Origin of the sequence: Halobacillus halophilus (assembly GCF_020171985.1) — a bacterium.
GTDB lineage: Bacteria > Bacillota > Bacilli > Bacillales > Halobacillaceae > Halobacillus > Halobacillus halophilus_A.
Map to the genome: position 1 here is coordinate 13902 of NZ_JAIVAL010000012.1, position 20282 is coordinate 34183.

The following is a 20282-nucleotide window of genomic DNA, read 5'->3' on the forward strand; positions in this document are numbered from 1 at the left end:
TGCAGCAGTAAAGCACAAAAAAGCAGCAACGAGGGTTCGCTGCTGCTTAGAACTTTGATATCCGTTCCTGCATTAAGATAGCCCTCCATATAGTCTCCTATATGACAGTTCTGCACCTCTTAAGCATCAGAACCAGCATCGGGAATATGAGATTCCGTCAGCTTCGGCAAAAACCCCTTTCCTCATGTTTCACAGGACCTCATTATCCTTCACATGCGTACTCTTGGAATTTGCACCTCTATCCTTACTTCAATAGAATTGAAATAAGAAAATATTTAGTTCCTTGTACCGTATCATAATTTATTTGAAAATTCAAGGTTTATATTTTGTGGAATTAACTGTAAGTTGTTATAGTAAGGAATAGTTACGAATCATTTATTTCGCAAAAGATGAAAGATTCCTATAAAGTTTGGCAAAACTGAAGAGGAAGAGTACGTTTGGCTGTAAAAAAATTTTACACAAAAATTCCACATTTAGAATTATGGTGTGCCTGGTGTGGTACCAAAGGCTTTGTGACGGGGCATAGGTGCATTACAGATGTTACAATGGGCATATACACTAGAATGTGATGGATGTACAGCAGGCGGGCACGTGTTACAATGACAAGCATTAGGTAATCGAAAGGGGAATGACATTGAATAAGAAATGGTTATTAAGCTTAGCACTTGCTTTATTCATAGCGTTATTAACGGCATGCGGTAACGATGAAGGATCAGGTGGAGACAGCAACAATGAAGAAGCTAAACAGGAAGAATCTTCTGATAAAGAAGATAGCAGTAAGGATGGCGAAAGCAGTAAAGAAGGAGAAGGTTCTGAGCAGCCGCAAATGCCGGAGCCAGACTTAGAAGGTGTTCCTGAAGTAGTGGCTACTGTAAACGGTGAAGAAATTCCAAAAGAAGAATTCACCCAGACATATAAGAGCCAATTCCAGCAAGCGGCTATGCAGTCCCAGATGTCAGGGCAGGAAGTTGATCAGGAGAAACTCAAAAAGCAGACTGCAGAAGGTTTAGTCGGCCAGGAGCTTCTTGTTCAGGAAGCAAACGAGCGCGATCTTAAGGCATCTGAAGAAGAAGTTAATGAAACGTTAACCCGTTTGGCTGAGCAGAACGGCCTGAAGTCTAAAGATGAGTTTCTATCTAAATTAGAAGAGCAGGGTATGAAAGAAGACGAAGTGATGTCTCAGGTTAAAACGCAAGTAAAAGTTGATAAATTACTAGCGGAAGAAAACGGAGACCTCGAACCAACTGAAGAAGAGATTAAGAAAGCTTACGATGAAGCGAAAGCTCAACAGGAAGAAGCAGGCGGCGAGCAGCAGATTCCTCCATATGAAGAAGCGAAATCAACTCTTAAGCAACAGCTTACTCAGCAAAAAGAAGCACAAGCTTATCAAGAACTTGTGAAGAATCTTCGTGAAGAAGCAGATGTTAAAGTAAATCTTTAAATCGATCCAAAAAAACCAGTTCCTAATGGGAACTGGTTTTTTTTATGGATAGCCGAGCGTTACTTGAACCAGCCTCTCTCCTTAAAGCGTGAGATGGCTTCAATCCGATTGGAAACTTCAAGCTTATCCAGGATCACGGACACATAATTTCGTACCGTACCTGGCGTTATATACAGCTCTTTGGAGATGTCTTTCGTATTTTTACCTTCAGCCATTAACTTAATGACCTGACGTTCTCTTTCCGTGAGCGGATTCTTCTCCGTATAGGCGAGATCCACGAGTTCAGGGGAGAAAATACGCTGACCGTCGATAATCTTGCGTATCGCTTCCGCCAGATCTTCGCTTGGACTGTCTTTAAGTAAGTATCCGCTGACGCCGGCATTTCTTGCCCGTTCAAAATAACCAGGGCGGGCGAATGTAGTAAGAATAATGATTTTACATGGTTCGTCTGCCAGCTCTTCCGCTGCCGTGAGGCCATCTTTTACCGGCATTTCAATATCCATCAGGCATATGTCCGGTTTAAGCTCACGCACCAGTCTGCACGCTTCTTCACCATTACCGGCTTTCCCTGCTACTTCCATTCCGTCCTCTAAATCAAGTAAAGCTCCAAGCGCACCGAGTAGCATACGCTGATCTTCTGCAATGACAATTCGGATCATACAGACTCCTCCTTATTAGACTGCTTGATAATATTCGGTACATGCAGACGCAGAGTGGTGCCATGGGATGAGTAGATCTCGAGACTTCCATTTACGAATTCCAGACGTTCTCTCATTCCCTGCATACCATTGCCTTTGAAGGGCTCAATGTTATCAGGTAGCCCGTGGCCATTATCTTCCACCACGACTAAAATCTCTGTACTGGTTTGTGAAATCGTCACTTTACAATGCGAGGCATGACTATGTTTCACGATATTCGTAGCGGCTTCCTTCAGGCACATGCTGAGGACGTTTTCTACGAGTAAGGGCGTGTTTTCAAGCTTAGGGCTGCCTTCGTATTCAAAGCTCATTTCAGCAGCTTCTATAATCTGCTGGACACGAATCAGCTCATCCTCCAGTTTCGTTCCTCTCATATCGGATACCATTTCCCGAACTTCTTTCAGAGCTGTACGGGCGGTTTGGCGAATGTCCTGTACTTCCTCCATGGCTTTTTCGGGTTTTACGGGAATAAGTTTGCCTGCCAGATCACTTTTCAAGCCGATCATGGAGAGCTTCTGCCCTAATGTATCATGCAGGTCACGTGCAATTCTTTCTCGTTCTTCCAGAACCATTAATTGTGAAATGCGCTCGTTGGCATCTTGCAGCTCGCCTTCGAGTTTATGCTGCTTATTTCTATATCTCACAGTAAACGGGAGTAGAATGACTCCGATTACGGTAATGACGATAAAAGGAAGGTGAGGGAAAATATCATCCACTTCTGTAACAAACGTCATCGTTACAGCCGCAATCGTCGTCGTTAAATGGACAATATAAAGAGACAAAAACCCTCCTAGATGTTTAATGTTTCCGATAAAGAAGGCGAGAAATAAGGCAAAATATATATAGCCAAACAAGAAAGTCATGACAAGACTGATCGCCATCTCTATACTCACCCACAGATAAACCATCCGGCTATTGGAAATGAACGATAATCGATAGGATAAGAAAAAGAGCAAAGTCATGAATATGCCGAATGCAATCTCTAGCATCGAAGAAGAACGGAAGATGAAGAAAAAGGGCAAAAGGCAGAATATAATCCACACATAAGTGCTCAGCCCTGTGTTTTTAGGTATGATATGGTACCAGCTTTGCATGGAAGCTCATCTCCTTAGGTTAAATCCATTCTATTACATCCAATATATATGATAAGCGTTCCTTCTGTCACGATAGATATTTGGATGTAGAAAAGCCCATTCCATATAGAATGGGCTTTCAGGTTATGATTTTAAAGTACGAAACAGGTCATGATGGACCTCTATTTGTCCTGAAATTCAGGATATCTTCGTTCTGGGAGGGTCAATTTATTTCTTTTGATCCGCGGTTTCACTTCTTTAAAGGATACAAAGGTTTTATTCGCCGTATCGTATAAACGAAAGCGAATGGATTCAAGGCTTGTGGCCAGTGTAATGGTCGTCGCATGCTCCAGTGGTGGAGTGTTATCATGAGCTTTCTCCAGGTTGTAGTTTGGTACACGAGGGCTCAAGTGGTGAACATGGTGGAATCCAATGTTACCGGATACCCATTGTAATGCTTTAGGCAGCTTATAGTACGAACTGCCGTCTACCGCAGCTTTTACAAAATCCCACTCTGACTCGTCTTCGAAATACGAATCTTCGAACTGGTGCTGTACGTAAAACAACCAGATTCCAAGCATTCCGGAAACATAAAGAATAGGAAGGTGAATGATCAGGAAGGACTGCCATCCAATTGCCCATATGATAGAGGAATACAAGACGACTATTGCCGCGTTGATCACGTACGTATTCATGCGCTCTTTTCGTTTTGCGCCTTTGCGGTTGAAGCGGTTAGAGATCAGGAATAAATAAATAGGACCCAATCCGAACATGACTAACGGATTTCTGTAAATTCGGTACGCTATTCTCGTTTTTAGAGGCGCCTTCATATATTCCTCTACCGTCATCACCCAGATATCACCGGTGCCCCGCTTGTCCAGGTTGCCGCTTGTGGCATGGTGGATGGAATGACTTCGTTTCCACTTATCAAAAGGGAAAAGAGTGAGAATACCCGTAATCGTTCCGACAATCCGGTTGGCTTTCTTGTTTTCAAAGAAGGATTGGTGGGTACAATCGTGAAAGATAATGAATAGTCGTACAACGAATCCTCCCGCAATGAATGCAAGTGGAATGGTAATCCAGATGGACCATGACAGGCTTTCGTAGGCCAGGTACCATACAAGGAGAAACGGAAGCAGTGTATTCAATAGTTGGCGGATGCCCGCTTTATTATCAGGTTTCGCGAATCGTGCTACGCTTTTTTTCAATTCTTTTTGTTTATCTTTATTCATAGTAAGACTCCTTTGTTGTGTCTCTTGTATTCTTAGCATAGGAGAAAAGCGTATATTTTATAAGGCATAAACGTCAGGGTACACCCATGACACTTGTCATGGGTAGACAGCCTTCCAGCGAGTTATAAGGAAATGGTAAACTAAAATAAATGCGCCAGGGTTTGCGTTAAAAGGTGCATAGGGAAGCATATATGTGACCAGCAAACCTTTTGGAAGAGAAAGTGTTGAATAGTAAGGGAGTTCAAAATGAAGCAGTTTACTAACATTCTTCTTATTATAATCGGAACGATCTCATTGATTCTGGGAGTGCTTGGGATAGTGCTGCCACTGCTTCCGACCACCCCATTTTTATTATTGACGGCCGCTTGCTATGTAAGGAGTTCGGATCGTCTTTATAATTGGTTAATGACAAATAAGTGGTTCGGTTCTTATATAGAGAACTACAAAGCGGGCAGGGGGATTCCTCTAAAAGCCAAAGTGTCTGTACTCATTATGATCTGGAGCTCTATGCTTTATTCAGCTTTTTTTATTGCTCCTAATCTGCTGCTTAGAATCGGATTTATCTTTGGCGCGTGTTTCTTTACCGTGGTTATTTCATTAATGAAAACCTTGCGGAAAGAGTAAGCGAGAGTTTATCTAAAATAGTTCTATTGATGCTTAGTGTTGATTTAATAGATAAGCTCCCGTTACTTGAAGACTAGATTTCGAGATATTTGTGGAGCGGAAAGTCCTTCGGGGGATGATTTCGCTTTCCGGCCCTGCACGACGCAGGGTCGTTCGACGTTGCCACACGACGTGGCGGTCTTAGTCGAACTTCCTAGTATGCGCGGAGCCTCCTTAGGGTACGCCTTCCGAGGTCTCCCCTGTCATTTTCATCCCACAGGAGTCTACATCATCCCCCTCCGGACCTCGCCGATACGGGAGAGCTCGAAATGTTTGAACCGCCCTAATTTATGGTGGGGATAACCTTTAACATGGAGCTTGTATGTTGGATAATCCTTGCTATAGAAGCATTAAAGGATGATTCAGGATGCTGAATACTGCTTTAGAAGGGCCGTGCCCTCTTCCATCATAAGGAGATGAAGGAAAGCGAGTTGTTCGCAGCCAACCTTCTCTCTAAATGAGCAACGGACCCGAATTATCTCGAAATCGAGTCTTCAACTGAACGGCTCGTTTATTTAATCACTTTATTATGAAAATTCATAATGAAGCTTACATTTATTTTGAAGAGTACTTGTGGTTTTTGGAAGGTCATGGTAATCTTTAACTATATTGTATTGCAAGTTAGTTGCAATGCATTTGTTTTGGCATACTATCATGCATAACAAGGTAGTGGGGTAAGGAGGCACCTATATTGTCATCAAGTCAATTGCTGAAAGGAATTCTGGAAGGCTGTCTGCTGTCGATCATTTCCCAGGGAGAAACCTACGGATATGAAATGATCGAGAAGCTTGATCAGTATGGATTTACAATGGTGAAGGAGGGCAGCATCTATCCGCTTTTATTACGAATGAAGAAAGAAGGATGGGTGGTAACCAGTCAAAAGCAGCTTCCTTCTGGTGGTCCAAAACGGAAGTATTATAAGCTGACAGAAAAAGGAGAACTCGAACTTGAGGAGTTCAAGAAAAGATGGGATACCGTTTCAAGCAGTGTAGAGCGATTATTGGATAAGGAGGGATAGTATTGGAACTTTCTAAAGAAAGTAAAGACTTTATCGGACGGTTACAGCTGTACTTAATGGCGAGCGGTAAAAAGGAGAAGGAGATCGAAGAAATAACAGAAGAATTGAAAGATCATTTGCTTGAGGCTGAACAAAGAGGCAAGAGCATTGAACACGTTGTCGGCAACTCTCCTAAAGAGTACATGGAACAATTCTCTCGGGAGATGATCCTCGATAAAGGGATGATTTTTAAAGTAATTCCTGCCATTTGTATCGGTGCCTTAGCATACCTTCTCATGGGTGAAATCCTTGATGGAGGAATAGAGCTTTCCTTACTAGAGTTTATCGGATATCCTGTGATTTTCCTCATAATTATTGGATTATTGTCCTTTTTTCTAAGGTATATCAGCAGTCATCAGCCCGCCAGGTGGAAAGAATGGCTGGTCTATGCCGTAGCTGGCGTTCTCCCCATGGGTTCTTTCGGCGCCTTAATAGTCTTGAATAATTATTTCAACACCCCCACGTTTGAATTCAGTACCGTTGCCAATGTTCTCGCTTTTGCGCTTGCGGCAGCTGTCTTTATCGGCTTGGCGTTATGGAGCAAGCTTTGGCTGCCGATTATCATTCCGATTCTCCTATTCGTCCCTGAGTATCTGATTGGATTAACCAGCCTATCAACATCTACAAAGCTGACCCTGACCAGTATCCTTATCTTCGCGGGACCCCTGATCTACTTTTTGACCGTATATAAAAAAGATCATTCGAGTTCTGCTTAAGCCTTGACCGGAAACCTTGTAATCAATAAACGCCTGGACTTTAACATCCAGGCGTTCTGTTGTATAGGCAAGCTTGATTAACTATTCAAAGCTGTCATTAAAAAACAAATCGCTGTGATAATAGATAAGGGAGTCATAACAAGCTTTTCTTTATTGCTTTTCGAAAAAAGGTTCATGACGGTATTCAGGAATAAATAGAAAGCGAAAAAATAACAGGCTCTTCTTGCAATGGGGGCTATTAAATCGATTGAAATGACGTGCCCCGCTTGTAATATAAACAGGATGGCAGCCAGTTGAATTAGGACAGAGATTAAGCAGGCAACTCGCAGGTGTCTGGGTAAGATTTTATATTTTCCGCCCATAGCAAACTCTCCATAAGGTAAACCTAAAGCTAGTGATACGTATAAAATAGCTATTGCCAAAAAAGTTATACTGCCTATCCAAGCTGTAATCACAATATCTCCCCCATAATGATTAGCCTTTATAACCTGTTTTATTTCCACATAGAATTAAATTACCCTTCTGGTAAAGAAATATCATCTCTATTCATTTAGCCATTCGCACGTTGATCTCACTGTATTTATACATAAGAAAAGCGGTGGAAATTTATTCTCCACCGCTTCAAATTGTTACTTATAGTCCAACTTGATCGACCGCATATTCGGCTTGTTCATCTGTGAAGTATTCAAAATCTGTAAGCTGTGTTTTTAACCCATCACGGCTAAAATTCATGGTATCTAAATAAGATTCTGCAGATTTAACCGCTTGCTCTTTCCAATCAATATCAATATTATTAACGGCAAACTCAGCTTGTTCTTCAGTATATTCCTCAAAATCAACCAGTTGTGTTTTTAGTCCTTTTTTTGAAAACGCCATAGTAGAAACGTAAGATTCTGCGGATTTAGCTGCTTGTTCTTTCCAATCGACGTCTATGTTATTAACAGCGAACTCGGCTTGTTCTTCAGTATATCCTTCAAAATCAACCAGTTGAGTCTTTAATCCTTCCTTTGAAAACGCCATAGTAGAAATATAAGATTCCGCGGATCCTAGCGCATTTTCTTGCGCTCTAGTCATTTCCGGCTCTTGTTCTTCTGGTTCTTCTTTTGGCTCATCGGTTGATTCTTCTTCTTTTGGTTCTTCCTTTTGTTCTTCTGTATCAGTATCGGCACTCTCATCGCCGGAGCTTTCATTGGTCTGCTGTGTTTCGGTTTCTTCTGTTTCTGTTTCGGTTTGTGTTTGTTCCTGGTCACTTGAATTGCTTTCGCTTGAAGTATCATCACCGTCTCCGGAGATCATGGCAATAATAACACCGATCACCACGAATGCACCGATTAATGTTAAACAACCTTTAAATAGTTTCTTCATGATAGTTTCCTCCTGTTTGTTATAGATCTATTATGTAACTTTACTACATTTATGGTGATTTTTTAAGAGTTTTTTCCTGATTCTTTTGGCACGGGAGCTTCTGGACCCGCACGAATCTTATAAATTTCTTAAGTTAAAAAAGACAGCCTTTCAGAGGCTGCCTTTTCCTTTTAGAGGGAGAGTTCTTCTTGTTTCTTAATCCTCTGAACCATTTCATATGTTTTGTACCCGCCGCTTAAATTAACTGCCTGGTACCCGTAGTTCATCAAGGTTTTAACGGCTAGATAACCCCGCATCCCCACCTGGCACGTCACGTAAATAGGGTGATTCTTAGGTAATTCGTGCCGTCTTTCTCTCAGCTGCCCTAACGGAATGTTAATGGATCCTTGGATAAAGCCGCGTTCTCTTTCTTCCGGCTCTCTTACATCCAGCAGGACTCCGCCCCAGGCTACAATTTCATCGATTTTATCGTAATGAACAACGCTCAGTTCTTTATCTACAATATTCGCGGCTACATATCCTGCCATGTTTACCGGATCCTTCGCAGATGAATAAGGGGGAGCATAGGAAAGTTCCAGATCGGCTAAATCCTCAACCGTTAAGTTTCCTTTGATCGCCGTAGCAATAACGTCGATTCGTTTTTCAACTCCTTTGACTCCGACGGCCTGGGCTCCGAATATTTTTCCTGTATTTGGATCAAAAAGTAACTTAAGGGAAAGGGGACGTCCTCCAGGATAGTAGGAAGCGTTTGAAGAAGGGTGAACATGCACAGCTTCAAACGGGATGTCGAGTTGGTCTAGTAATTTTTCATTGTTACCTGTAGCGGCCACCGTTAGATCGAACACTTTGGCAACAGACGTTCCCAGTGTGCCGTTATAAGACACCGCCTTGCCATGAATATGATCCGCGACGAGTCTTCCCTGGCGGTTGGCGGGCCAGGCAAGAGGCACCATCGTTTGAGTCTGCTGAATGTAATCTTTCACTTCGATGGCATCGCCAATAGCATAAATGTTCTTATCCTCCGTTTGAAGATGTTCATTGACGATAATCCCGCCGCGCTTGCCCGTAGAAAGCCCGGCCGTCTTAGCGAGTTCGTTCTCAGCGCGAACACCTATAGAGAGAATAGTCAGGTCGCTTGATAGGAGCCGCCCGCTTTGTAGTTCCACTGTATTTCCCTGATCGCGGAAAGCCTTAACTCCATCCTCCAAGATTACATTTACCCCTTTGTCCAGGAGTTCCTTGTAAACGATAGCTGCCATTTCATAATCAAGTGAAGACATGACTTGATTTCCTAACTCGACAAGGCTGACTTTAATCCCGCGGTGCATTAAATTCTCAGCCATCTCAAGACCAATGAAACCTCCGCCGATAATGACGGCTTCCTGGGCTTTTCGTTTTTCGATCCAATACTTGATTTGATCCGTATCGGGGACAGAACGTAAGGTGAAGATATTGGCTGCTTCCTTGTATCCTTCCAGATTGGGGACAATGGGTCTGGCTCCAGGAGAAAGAATCAATTTATCATAGCTTTCTTTATATACGGTGCCGTTTTTAAGGTTTTTGATGGTCAAGGTTTGTAATTCACGATTGATTTCAATAGCTTCACTGAGATTCCGAATATCTAACTTGAACTTTTTGGCCATGCCTTCTACAGTCTGTACGAGCAAGGCATCTCGATCTGTAATTACGCCGCCGATATAGTAAGGCAGCCCGCAGTTGGCGTATGAAATGTATTCTCCTTTTTCGAGTACAATAATTTCATCTTCTTCGCTTAACCGGCGAAGTCTCGCTGCTGCCGTAGCCCCGCCTGCTACCCCGCCTACAATAATAATTTTTCTGCCCATCATCATCTCTCCTTTATCTTCACCTTACTTAATATTATGTGATGTATTTCACAATGTGAACGATAATTTCATTTTACTCCTGCATAGCAGAAAAAACAATATACCCCAACATGTATATTTTGTGAAGGTTTGATGGAATTTATATGAATCTTTGTCTGAATGTTAGGAAAACGTTTTCAAACATGGTAAAATAGTAGTGTAAAAGAAATGCTTATACTTGAATGGAGGTTTTCCTATGACTAAGAAAATCCTCGTTGCTTATGATGGCAGTGAACCCAGCAAACAGGCCGTGAAGGAAGCTAAAAGCCATGCTCTTGAATCAGTAGACAGAGAAATCCATGTCGTGTCTGTCGTCAAGCCGACTGGACCATTTACGAATGCTGCCCTCTCCAAAAGTATTGGAGATGAAATGGCTAAGAAGTATGAGAAGGAACTGGAATTTATTAAAGAAGAAAATGATGATGAAAACATTACGATTGTGACAAACGTGCTTGTAGGAGAACTTGAGAATAATCCAGGGGAAGATGTATGCGCCTATGCGGAAAAACAGGGAATCGATATGATTATTGTCGGAAGCAGGGGACTTGGCAATGTGAAGCGGATTTTCCTCGGAAGTGTAAGTAATAACATCGTGCAGCATGCGAAGTGTCCAGTTTTAGTAATGAAATAATAAACGGATAACGCCTTTCCATTCACGGAAAGGCACTTTTTTTAGATAGGGGATAGAAGAACAAAGACGCCGGCTTTTATAGAGCTGGCGTCTTTGTCAATCAAGTTCTCTCAATTCGGTAAAGGTCAGAAATACAAAGGAAGCAAATACAGTAACCAATATAGATCCAGCGGCCATGATGTGGTGAATGGAAATTCCTAATGAGAGTACAATGGAGGTAAGGGCATAGCTGACAGGAATGAGTCCCATCGACGCTAAGGAAATCAGTCCCATCACGCGTCCCAGCACCTTTTCTTCAATTATACTTTGAATAGCGGAGATGGAAGAGATATTGGAAATAGAGAGAAAGGTTCCAAATAACCCAAGCATGACCATGCTTTGCCATAGTTCTGCCGTGAAGCTCAGCCCTATAAAGGCAATGCCTGAAAGGACCAGCGTCAGAAGGGTGAGTTTCCCTCGTTTTTTAGTCACATTTAAACTTCCGATTACGATAGAGCCAACGAGCATTCCTCCCGCTAAACCAGCTTCAAGAAAGCTGAAGTCCACTGCCGTACCTTCCAGAATATTTTTAACAAATAAAGGGAGCCCCATCGTCATCGGTCCAACAATGAACAGATTTAGAAATATAGTGGCCAATACAATAAGGGTGAGTAAGCGGGAGTCTTTCACATAGGCGACTCCTTCCCTGAAGGTCTGCCAGAACTTCTTATTTTTATTGGCTTCCATATCTGCGTCTTTCTTCGGCTTCATAGAGATAACTAACAGACTGGCTGTAAGCAGCATCGCCGCCGTCACGGCAAATACGATTTCATAATTGCCATAGGCGATCAGCACGCCTGCAAGCATAGGTGCCAGAATAAAGGAAGTCTGATTGGTCATTTGAATGATAGAGTTACCTCGGGTCAGATTTTCTTTCTGAACAATCGATGGAATAATGGCGCTCTCAGCTGCCCAGAAGAAGGCATCCAATATTCCGAAGAAAAAAGCAAACCCTACAAATGTCCACAGAGTAATACTTCCAAACAGGAACCACAGCACAAGCCCGGCTAACAACAGCCCTCTTATAAAATCCGATAGAAACATAATCTTCCTCTTATCGTATCGGTCCGCCACTGTACCGCTAATGATCATAAACAGAAGACGGGGGATGCTGGCTGCGATATAAATAAGCCCAAGCGAAGCTTCAAGATTCAAAACATTGACTACATACCAGCTTTGGGAAAATAAAAAGAACGAAATACCGAAACTGGATAAAAGAGCAGCTCCCCATAATAATAGGAAATTGCGGTTTTTAAAAACGGAAGGTGTACTTTCTTCCTGGAGATGGTCCGTACGTTCACGAACCGCAGCTTCTTTAACTGATGACATTTTCATCACGCCTTTATAATTGGATTACATTTATTGTATAGCGGATAAAGGAATACCACGATGAACCGCAGAAGGAATTTAGTTCCGCCTTGAGGCTGAAATTGGCAGATATAATTTTTGGGTAATGGATAATCTTTAGAATTGATGTGTATCGAAGACTTATTCAACAATAGGGCCGATTAGTTGAAGACTCAGCTTCGAGATATTTTATGAGAGGAAAGGTCCTGCGGGGGATAATTCGCTTTCCGCGGGCATGTGCTGAGCCTCCTCGAGCTAAAGCTCTCCGGGGTCTCACCGATCATGTTCATCCCGCAGGAGTCTTCATTATCCCCCTCCGGACCTTGCCAGATCAGAAGCTCGAAACCACTCTGAATATTACCTGTCTCGTTATCATGATATCAGGGAATTAGTTCCTACTTTTTGCTTCATTACAATGGAAAACATTGATATAAAGGCGCTTACTGCAAACGAGTTATAAACAAAACCTCTTTTTTTCAGCAGGTCCGTTTTTCTTCCTATCGTTGGGTTGGTTGGGAAATGATGAGACTCCCGTGGGAGAAGGATCTAGGTGAGACCCCGCAGGGAGTGAAACGATGGAGGAGGCTCATGGAAAAAAGGAGGATCGACTAAATTCGCCACGTCCTGTGGCAACGTCGATCGACCCTACGTCATATAGGGCCACAGGAAAGCGAGTTATTTCCCCACCAACCCTTATCCATCTAACATAACGGACCCATTTATCTCGAAGTCAAGTCTTACAGAAAAGGGAGCTTATCTCTAATAAAGTTACTAAATAGAATACTAAAGCCTATCTTTTTGTAAACGCATTCATAGGATGTGATAAACTGAGTACATAACCATATTGTGTAAATGATAAGGAGGAGATGTGTCATGTCGAACTTCGGTAATCAGATTCAGTTTAAGGTCTACCAGACAATGCCCGATCCGGATCCAGACAGACTGCCCGTCGTTTATGAAGAGTGGGAAAAACTAGCAAGAGAGGTGCTGGAAGATGGGCCTTATGATTACATAGCCGGAGGAGCAGGCGGAGAAAGCACAATGGATGCCAATCTTGAGGCATTCAAGAAGTGGAAGATTGTACCGAGAATGCTCAGAAACGTAGAAAGCCGCGATTTAACAGTCGAGTTATTCGGTCATACATATGCCTCGCCGCTGATGCTTGCGCCTATTGGCGTCCAGTCTATCATCCATCCAGATGGAGAACTGGCTGCCGCCAAAGCCTCGGCCGAAATGGAAGTCCCTTATATTACAAGTTCTGCTTCCACAAGGTCACTTGAGGAAATTGCAAATGCCATGGGCGATGCACCCCGGTGGTTTCAGCTTTATTGGAATAAAGATCCTGAAGTAACAGCCAGCTTCTTGAAAAGAGCCGAGAACTCAGGGTATTCCGCTATCGTAGTGACCCTGGATACACCCATGATGGCGTGGCGTGAGAAGGATTTAAAAAATGTTTATCTTCCATTTCTAGCAGGGGAAGGTGTAGGAAATTATTTATCAGATCCTATCTTCCGTTCTCGTCTTGAGAAAACTCCTGAAGAGGACCCGGCTTCAGCCATTATGCACTGGACAAAGACGTTCGGAAACCCAGGGCTGACCTGGGAGGATCTCACTTTTATTAAGGAGCATACGAATCTTCCTATTCTGTTAAAAGGAATTCTCCACCCTGATGATGCAATGCTTGCTTTGGAATACGGGATAGATGGGATTATTGTATCCAACCACGGTGGCAGGCAGGTGGACGGCGCACTCGGAGCGCTTGAAGCTTTGCCGGAGGTTTGTGAAGCAGTAGGAGGCCAGATCCCTGTACTTATGGACAGCGGAATTCGCAGAGGGGCAGATGTGGTCAAAGCTCTGGCTCTAGGAGCGGATGCAGTACTTGTGGGAAGACCGTGCATGTATGGACTTGCGGTAGCAGGACAACGGGGTGTGCGGGAAGTTTTACAAAATATGCTGGCCGACCTGGATTTAACCATGGCTCTTGCCGGAGAAACAACAGCTGGAGAACTTAATAATTCGGTACTAAAGAAATCTGAATAAACACGCTATTAATCATAAAAACCCTCGTGTCCATGAACGGACACGAGGGTTCTTGACTTTTATTAGATTTATGAAGCGTCTTGATTTTTCTCCGTTTTGTTAATCACGGAAGAACCTACTAAATCTCCTGTGACGTTTAAAGCGGTTGCCCCCATACCGACAAGGACGTCGACCGCTGTTAGAAGTGCCACGGCTTCCATAGGGAGACCTACTTGAGAAAAGACCGTAGCAATCATGATAATACCCGCTCCTGGAACACCAGCTGTACCGACAGAAGCAAGAGTTCCGACAATAACCACCTGAATAATGGCTGTCATACTTAGCGGATCGCCTACAACGTTAGCGGCAAATACAGCGGACACAGCGATTCGAATAGCTGCCCCGTCCATATTTATGGTTGCCCCCAGAGGCAGACTGAAGCCGTATAAGCTTTTGGAGATGCCGAGATTATGAGCCGCATTCAAGGTTACTGGCAGTGTACCCGAACTGCTCTGCGTGACAAATGCCGTAAGCATAGGGGTGCGGGCTTCTTTAAAGAAGGCGCCTGGATTTCTTTTCGTTACGAAAAGTAAAACGGTGTATAGTACGAGCTGAACAAGTAAGGCGATATAAAGAACTAAAATAAAGTTCCCTAAAGACCCGAGTGTGTTGAGTCCCTGAGTACCTACGACTTCGGCAATAATAGCGAGAATACCGATCGGTACATACTGCAGAATTCCTTTCATAACCGTAAGCGTTGCTTCGTTAAGGGCCTCTATTACTTTATAGAGATGGTCCCCTAAATTTCCATAGCTTTGAGTGGAACGCAAATAAGAAATCGCAATTCCGAATACAATCGCTGTGAAAATAATTCCGAGCAAATTCATTTCTGTGAAGGCAGTAAATATATTATCCGGTACAATGTTTAATAGAACCTGTGTCACACCTGGATTCTCAGGAACTTCAAAACTTTCGCTTCCATCAAGCGACGTGCCTGTACCAGGGTTGAAAAGGCTGGCGACCAGCACTCCGACTATTATCGCAAAAGCAGAGGTTCCTAAATAGTAAAGAAATACCTTTCCGCCCATTCGTCCAAGATTGCCGATATTTGTCTGGTTTACCCCGACAATCAGGGTTAATAAGATTAATGGGATAATGATAAACCGAAGCAGACGAAGCAGTAGATCACCAAACGGAGCTAAAACAGAAGCTTCTTCTCCAAAAATAAGTCCGATAACAATACCAAGAATAAGAGCAGCGGTGATTTTTTTAATGAGAGACGTTTGCACATATGTGTTCCACAATGATTTCATGGTGTACCTCCTTTATCCAGCAGACGGTTGTCTGTTTTAATCCTGACTAAAATACTACATATTACCTGAATACAATAAGACATCGCATCATATGTGTCAAAACTAATGCTTCTCAATGTAATGCAAAGCGTTTAGGAGGCTTATGTATGAGTATAACCAATAAGGGTTCACTCCATGAATACCCCTGTAACTAATCAAGCACCTGGATGTGTATAGGTTTTTCTTTAAAAATGTATCCTTTAAGACTCAGTTGTGGAGCTGCATTAGGCAGGGGCCTCCTTAAAGTAAGGGGATATCTTAGTCCACTCCCCACTTTTCACGTTTCGAATGCTTCCAAAACTGATTCTCTCCTCAATGAAACTTAAGAAAGCGTAACATCCCAGCCTATCCACAAGTTACTTACAGGGAATAAAAGGGAATTCAATTTATATGGAAATAAAAAGGAGAGGATCTTAATGTCAAATCAAAGACCTGTAGTTGCTCTTACAGGAGCGAGTGGGTATATAGGAAATAATTTAATGGATAAGCTGACAGATCACGCGGAGGTGATTGCTTTATCAAGGAACGGCGATAATAAAGAGGACAGTGAAAACGTCACATGGCGTTCCTGTGACCTTTACTCTATGGCAGACGCTGAGAAAGGGCTTGAGGGAGCGGACATTGCTGTTTACCTTGTGCATTCCATGATGCCTGGAGCTAAGCTCACTCAGGGATCTTTTCAGGACATGGATGTTATTTTAGCGGATAATTTTGCCCAGGCAGCTAAGAAACAAGGGGTCAAGCAGATCATTTACTTAAGTGGAATCATTCCGAAGAGTTCGAAATCTTTATCCAGGCATTTAAAAAGCAGGCAGGAAGTGGACCAGATCCTGCGTTCTTATGGTGTCCCAGTGACCACTATCAGAGCAGGGCTTATCGTAGGTCCAAAAGGATCCTCCTTTCCCATTCTGAGAAAATTGGTAAAAAGACTGCCGGTAATGCTTCTGCCTAAATGGACCAAGACAGAAACGCATCCAGTCGCTTTACCAGATGTATTGAATGCACTTGATAAAAGTGTGGACCAAGAGGAATTAAAAGACCGTTCGATTGATGTAGGCGGTCCGGAAGTCATGACGTACCGGTCCATGATGCTGAAAACCGCTCAAGTAATGGGAAGAAACCCGAAACTGTTCGATCTTCCTTTTATGACGGTGAGATTATCACGTTTATGGGTAACTTTAGTTGCCGGTGCTCCTAAAGAGATTGCTTATCCACTGATTGAAAGTCTTACGCATCCGATGACGACGCACCCGGAGAATGAAGCACCTGGAATCAGCCGGGGTTCGATAACATTTGAAGAAGCAGCAAGGGACGCGCTTGAAAAGGAAAAGCAGAGTGAAGGAAAAAGCACTAAAAAAACACCGAACCTGGATATCCAGCATGACGTTCGTTCGGTTCAGCGAATTATTATACCCGCTGGTAAAGATGCCAATTGGGTGGCCCAGCACTATGTGAAATGGCTGGAAGACAAATTAAATCCTTGGATTACCACAACGGTAGATGAGAATCTAAATTGCCGCATCGGCTTTTCCTTCTCAGACTCATCTCTGCTTAAGATGAGTTATTCTCATGAGAGAAGCACGTCGAGCCGTGCGCTTTATTACATTACGGGTGGCGGTCTTTCAGATGACCAGAAGAATATGAGAGGGCGGATGGAGTTCAGGCAGATCCCCGGCACTCACGAAGCTATTGTTGCTATTCATGATTTCATGCCATCTCTACCGTGGTTCTTCTATAAGTACACGCAGGCCAAAGTCCATTTGCTGGTCATGGCCATGTTCAGCAAACATTTAGAGCGGATGGAAGATCGATCAGAGGAAGAAGTAAACAGGAACTTTATTACGGAATAGTCCTCCTTTCAATTCTCATGTATAAATGACCCTTAATTTCAAAGCCTAAACCGAAGAGGCATTTTATTTTGAAAGGGTGGTTATCAGATGAGTAAGAAGGACAAAAAGCCGGATAATCAGTTTAAAGAAAATAAGAACAAAGGTGAGAAACGAAACGGCCGGCTGGCTCAGTTCAAGAATCATAGCACGGAGTTTGGGATGGCTGACAACGAATATATCGATAAAGATCGATTACCGGAGCGGGATCCATCTGACATGTAAAGAGGGCGTTAGCCCTCTTTTTTTAATAGGATCTATAAAAGGTTATGGTTATTTACATAGTAGGCTTATTACACAATAGGGCCGATTAGTTAAAGACTCAGTTTCGAGATATTGGTTATGAGGAAGGTCCTTCGGGGGACGATTACGCTTTCCGCGGGCATGTGCTGAGCTTCCTCGGGCTTAACAGCCCTGCGGGATCTCACCGATCATGTTCATCCCGCAGGAGTCTCCATCGTCCCCCTCAGGACTTTGCCAAATCAGCGACTCGAAACCACTCTGAATATTACCTGCCTCGTTATCATGATATCAGGGAATTAGTTCCTACTTTTTGCTTCATTACAATGGAAAACATTGATATAAAGGCGCTTACTGCAAACGAGTTATAAACAAAACCTCTTTTTTCAGCAGGTCCGTTTTTCTTCCTATCGTTGGGTTGGTTGGGAAATGATGAGACTCCCGTGGGAGAAGGATCTAGGTGAGACCCCAGGGAGTGAAACGACGGAGGAAGCTCACCGTTCCCCCATAGGAAAGTGTTCAAATGTGGCATCACCCCGAAAGACACGACCAGCATAAGCCGAGCATCAAAAGGGCAGTGGTCTTTCCGTCCGTTGATGAATGGCTTATGTCTTGAGTGTCTGGGTGATGGAACAAGACGAGTTATTTCCCAACCAACCCTTATCCATCTAACATAACGGACCCATTTATCTCGAAATCAAGTCTTCAACAAACGGGAGCTTTGGCTTAAAGGTAACAGAGTTTTTTAGTAAGAATGATCAGAGCTGAGAAACTTAGAGATACGTGTATGTAGTGGAAAATAAAAGACTCTACTAATTCTCTAGTAGAGTCTTTAACGTCTATTTATCGAGTTTTATTTACACTTACTACGTTATCTTCTGTGTTGGAAGTAGCTGCTGCTTCGTCTTCAGAGTCTGTTAATTCTTCTTTCGCTTCTTTGGCTTTGCTTCCTGCTTCCTGCAGGTCTTCTCCAGCATCTTTCGCTGTGGAGATAATTTCTTCAGACTCTTCTTTAATATCTTGTACCTTATCGGAAATCTCTTTACCCTGATTATTGAATACTTCTTGAATTGTGGAAATCGCTTCGTTTGTAATGTTTACTACTCGTTTTACGCGAGTCATAATGTCATCTTTTTTACCTGATGGGTCTTCTTTTACTTCAGAAGCAAATCCGGTGACGGACTCTTTAGTGGAGCGGGAACCTTCTTTCAGACGCTGTCTTTCCTGAGGATCTTTGATTAAAATAAAGGCTCCGCCGATCACGGCACCTGTAATAATCGCAAGTGGAAGCTTTCTGCCTCCGCGTTTAGGCTGAGTTTGATTTTGAGTCGTTTGATTATTTTCCATGTTTAATTTCCCCTTTGTATTAGTTTTAGCTTTCCTCTGCAGTTCTTGTCTCGCTGCCTGCATGTTCCTGTACTTCTCTTTACCAGTCTCTACGAAATTGTCTTTCTTGCGTTCAAACTTCATTTTATAAACAGAGGGACTTTTCTTAAGTGATTGGGCACTCATACCACTCAAGGCCCCTATGGATAAACCAGTAAGCCAGTCTTTTTTACTCATGATTGACCTCCTACACGTGCCGTTTTTAGCTCTTTACGTTTTTGTGTTAAATAGTAGGTAAGAGCAAGAGCACCGTAAATACCGCGCCAGCCTTCTTCGTTAATTTTCTGTTCACCCTCGTGCGTACTTTCCTTCATGGAATGAGTCATATCTACGAGTGAGGATGTAAGCTTTCTGGAAGATTCCCCGATATCCCCGACAATATAGAAGAGAGGGCTCAGGGCACGTATCTTCTCATTTACATCTGCTAAGGTATCATTACCATTGTTAAGAACGTTTGAAGTTTCTTTCATAACGGAGTCCAATTGTTCCGGAAGCTGATCGACGGTTTTGCGAACTCCTCCAAGAACATTGGCTAAATTATTCAATGCTTTAATTAAAAATATGGAGACAATTGCAAAAGCTATCCCTATGATAAGTACACCAATTCCTAAATAGTCCATTGTGTAAGCCTCGCTTTCCTATTTTCTTTGAGTTCTTTTCCACTTCATATACAGATTGAGAGCTGCATCGCCCCATCGCATGGCCTGCGCCACCTGGTCGTCTCTCTTATTGGATGCATGAGCGACACTTTCACTCATTCCCTGTAAGGATTGATTCACATTCCCAACCGTTGAACCGACGTTTTGTAAGGAACTTACCAATCCGTTCAATGATTGAGTTTTATTTTCAAAGTCTGCTGCAATATTGTTCGTTTTCTTTAATAAGCTTTCTGATTCCGTTGTAATCCCCTGCATCTGTCCTTCTACTTTTTCAAGAGTAGTAGAGACACTAGACATTGTGCTGGATGCTGCTTTCAATGTCTTCACCACGAATATGGCAATTAAAGCAAAGGAGATTGCGATAATCAGTAAACTGATCCCTGCTAATGACATAACCACTCACCTCTTAATTTGTTTACTCTGTCTTTACCACTAAATAATTTTGGTGAAACCAATTTATTACCATAATCTTTATTACAATAATATTACCATTAGAGGGTGTGGGAATATTATCCACCTCAGGTCATCCAAATATTGTAAATTACAAAATAAGGTTTTTAGGTGGGATTATAGTGGAATAGGAGGAGTAACTCAT

19 protein-coding genes and 1 riboswitch are annotated in these 20282 nt (G+C 42.8%); of the genes, 8 read left to right on the forward strand and 11 right to left on the reverse strand.

The genetic code is table 11. The features are described 5' to 3' along the window. Positions 1-70 precede the first annotated feature (70 nt). Positions 71-249: riboswitch (Lysine riboswitch) on the reverse strand. A gap of 379 nt (positions 250-628) precedes the next feature. Beyond that, positions 629-1441: a SurA N-terminal domain-containing protein gene (locus LCM11_RS16130; RefSeq protein WP_318246155.1), complete on the forward strand. Its 813-nt coding sequence runs from the start codon at positions 629-631 to the stop codon at positions 1439-1441. A gap of 59 nt (positions 1442-1500) precedes the next feature. Here the strand turns inward: LCM11_RS16130 and LCM11_RS16135 are convergent, their stop codons facing one another. From LCM11_RS16135 to LCM11_RS16145, 3 genes are all read right to left on the reverse strand, one after another. Further along, positions 1501-2100, reverse strand: a complete 600-nt coding sequence (locus LCM11_RS16135) for a response regulator transcription factor (protein ID WP_224895315.1) — start codon at positions 2098-2100, stop codon at positions 1501-1503. Beyond that, positions 2097-3233, reverse strand: a complete 1137-nt coding sequence (locus LCM11_RS16140; protein ID WP_224895316.1) for a sensor histidine kinase — start codon at positions 3231-3233, stop codon at positions 2097-2099. The genes LCM11_RS16135 and LCM11_RS16140 overlap by 4 nt, the downstream gene beginning before the upstream one ends. 161 nt (positions 3234-3394) lie before the next feature. Further along, positions 3395-4444, reverse strand: a complete 1050-nt coding sequence (locus LCM11_RS16145) for a fatty acid desaturase (RefSeq protein WP_224895317.1) — start codon at positions 4442-4444, stop codon at positions 3395-3397. A gap of 246 nt (positions 4445-4690) precedes the next feature. On the opposite strand from LCM11_RS16145, the gene LCM11_RS16150 reads away from it, so the two are divergent. The 3 genes from LCM11_RS16150 (at position 4691) to LCM11_RS16160 (ending at position 6880) form a co-directional block, all read left to right on the forward strand. Beyond that, the gene (locus tag LCM11_RS16150) at positions 4691-5068 is read left to right on the forward strand and encodes a YbaN family protein (RefSeq protein ID WP_224895318.1); all 378 of its coding nucleotides are present in this window, start codon (positions 4691-4693) and stop codon (positions 5066-5068) included. 730 nt (positions 5069-5798) lie between these two features. Further along, a complete protein-coding gene (locus LCM11_RS16155; RefSeq protein WP_224895319.1) occupies positions 5799-6125 on the forward strand; it encodes a PadR family transcriptional regulator in 327 nt (108 codons plus the stop codon). Positions 6126-6127: 2 nt separating this feature from the next. Further along, positions 6128-6880: an HAAS domain-containing protein gene (locus LCM11_RS16160; protein WP_224895320.1), complete on the forward strand. Its 753-nt coding sequence runs from the start codon at positions 6128-6130 to the stop codon at positions 6878-6880. 77 nt (positions 6881-6957) lie between these two features. Here the strand turns inward: LCM11_RS16160 and LCM11_RS16165 are convergent, their stop codons facing one another. From LCM11_RS16165 to LCM11_RS16175, 3 genes are all read right to left on the reverse strand, one after another. Then, positions 6958-7335, reverse strand: a complete 378-nt coding sequence (locus tag LCM11_RS16165) for a hypothetical protein (protein ID WP_224895321.1) — start codon at positions 7333-7335, stop codon at positions 6958-6960. Positions 7336-7513: 178 nt separating this feature from the next. Continuing rightward, positions 7514-8245 carry an Ltp family lipoprotein gene (locus LCM11_RS16170; protein ID WP_224895322.1) on the reverse strand — a complete coding sequence of 244 codons (732 nt, stop codon included), beginning with the start codon at positions 8243-8245 and terminating at the stop codon, positions 7514-7516. Positions 8246-8415: 170 nt separating this feature from the next. Continuing rightward, positions 8416-10089 carry a CoA-disulfide reductase gene (locus LCM11_RS16175; RefSeq protein WP_318246156.1) on the reverse strand — a complete coding sequence of 558 codons (1674 nt, stop codon included), beginning with the start codon at positions 10087-10089 and terminating at the stop codon, positions 8416-8418. Positions 10090-10324: 235 nt separating this feature from the next. Between LCM11_RS16175 and LCM11_RS16180 the strand changes: the two genes are divergently transcribed. Continuing rightward, entirely contained in the window at positions 10325-10759 is a 435-nt protein-coding gene (locus LCM11_RS16180) for a universal stress protein (RefSeq protein ID WP_224895324.1), read from the forward strand. A 96-nt stretch (positions 10760-10855) separates the two neighbouring features. Here LCM11_RS16180 and LCM11_RS16185 read toward each other — a convergent pair whose 3' ends face one another. After that, the gene (locus tag LCM11_RS16185; protein ID WP_224895325.1) at positions 10856-12127 is read right to left on the reverse strand and encodes an MFS transporter; all 1272 of its coding nucleotides are present in this window, start codon (positions 12125-12127) and stop codon (positions 10856-10858) included. 891 nt (positions 12128-13018) lie between these two features. Between LCM11_RS16185 and LCM11_RS16190 the strand changes: the two genes are divergently transcribed. Next, positions 13019-14185, forward strand: a complete 1167-nt coding sequence (locus LCM11_RS16190; RefSeq protein ID WP_224895326.1) for a lactate 2-monooxygenase — start codon at positions 13019-13021, stop codon at positions 14183-14185. A 68-nt stretch (positions 14186-14253) separates the two neighbouring features. Here LCM11_RS16190 and LCM11_RS16195 read toward each other — a convergent pair whose 3' ends face one another. Continuing rightward, entirely contained in the window at positions 14254-15477 is a 1224-nt protein-coding gene (locus LCM11_RS16195) for a dicarboxylate/amino acid:cation symporter (RefSeq protein ID WP_224895327.1), read from the reverse strand. 455 nt (positions 15478-15932) lie between these two features. Between LCM11_RS16195 and LCM11_RS16200 the strand changes: the two genes are divergently transcribed. Both LCM11_RS16200 and LCM11_RS16205 read left to right on the forward strand, forming a co-directional pair. Then, on the forward strand, positions 15933-17366 hold the full coding sequence (locus tag LCM11_RS16200) for an NAD(P)H-binding protein (RefSeq protein ID WP_224895328.1): 1434 nt from the start codon (positions 15933-15935) through the stop codon (positions 17364-17366). An 87-nt stretch (positions 17367-17453) separates the two neighbouring features. Further along, a complete protein-coding gene (locus LCM11_RS16205) occupies positions 17454-17627 on the forward strand; it encodes a hypothetical protein (protein ID WP_224895329.1) in 174 nt (57 codons plus the stop codon). Positions 17628-18485: 858 nt separating this feature from the next. Here the strand turns inward: LCM11_RS16205 and LCM11_RS16210 are convergent. Genes LCM11_RS16210 through LCM11_RS16220 form a run of 3 tightly spaced genes read right to left on the reverse strand, consistent with a single transcriptional unit; the run spans position 18486 to position 20080 of the window. Next, the gene (locus tag LCM11_RS16210; RefSeq protein WP_224895330.1) at positions 18486-19205 is read right to left on the reverse strand and encodes a hypothetical protein; all 720 of its coding nucleotides are present in this window, start codon (positions 19203-19205) and stop codon (positions 18486-18488) included. Further along, positions 19202-19648, reverse strand: a complete 447-nt coding sequence (locus tag LCM11_RS16215; RefSeq protein WP_224895331.1) for a DUF948 domain-containing protein — start codon at positions 19646-19648, stop codon at positions 19202-19204. The genes LCM11_RS16210 and LCM11_RS16215 overlap by 4 nt, the downstream gene beginning before the upstream one ends. Positions 19649-19666: 18 nt before the next feature. Beyond that, positions 19667-20080, reverse strand: coding sequence for a DUF948 domain-containing protein (locus tag LCM11_RS16220; RefSeq protein WP_014645215.1), 414 nt, complete (start codon positions 20078-20080; stop codon positions 19667-19669). Positions 20081-20282: the final 202 nt, after the last annotated feature.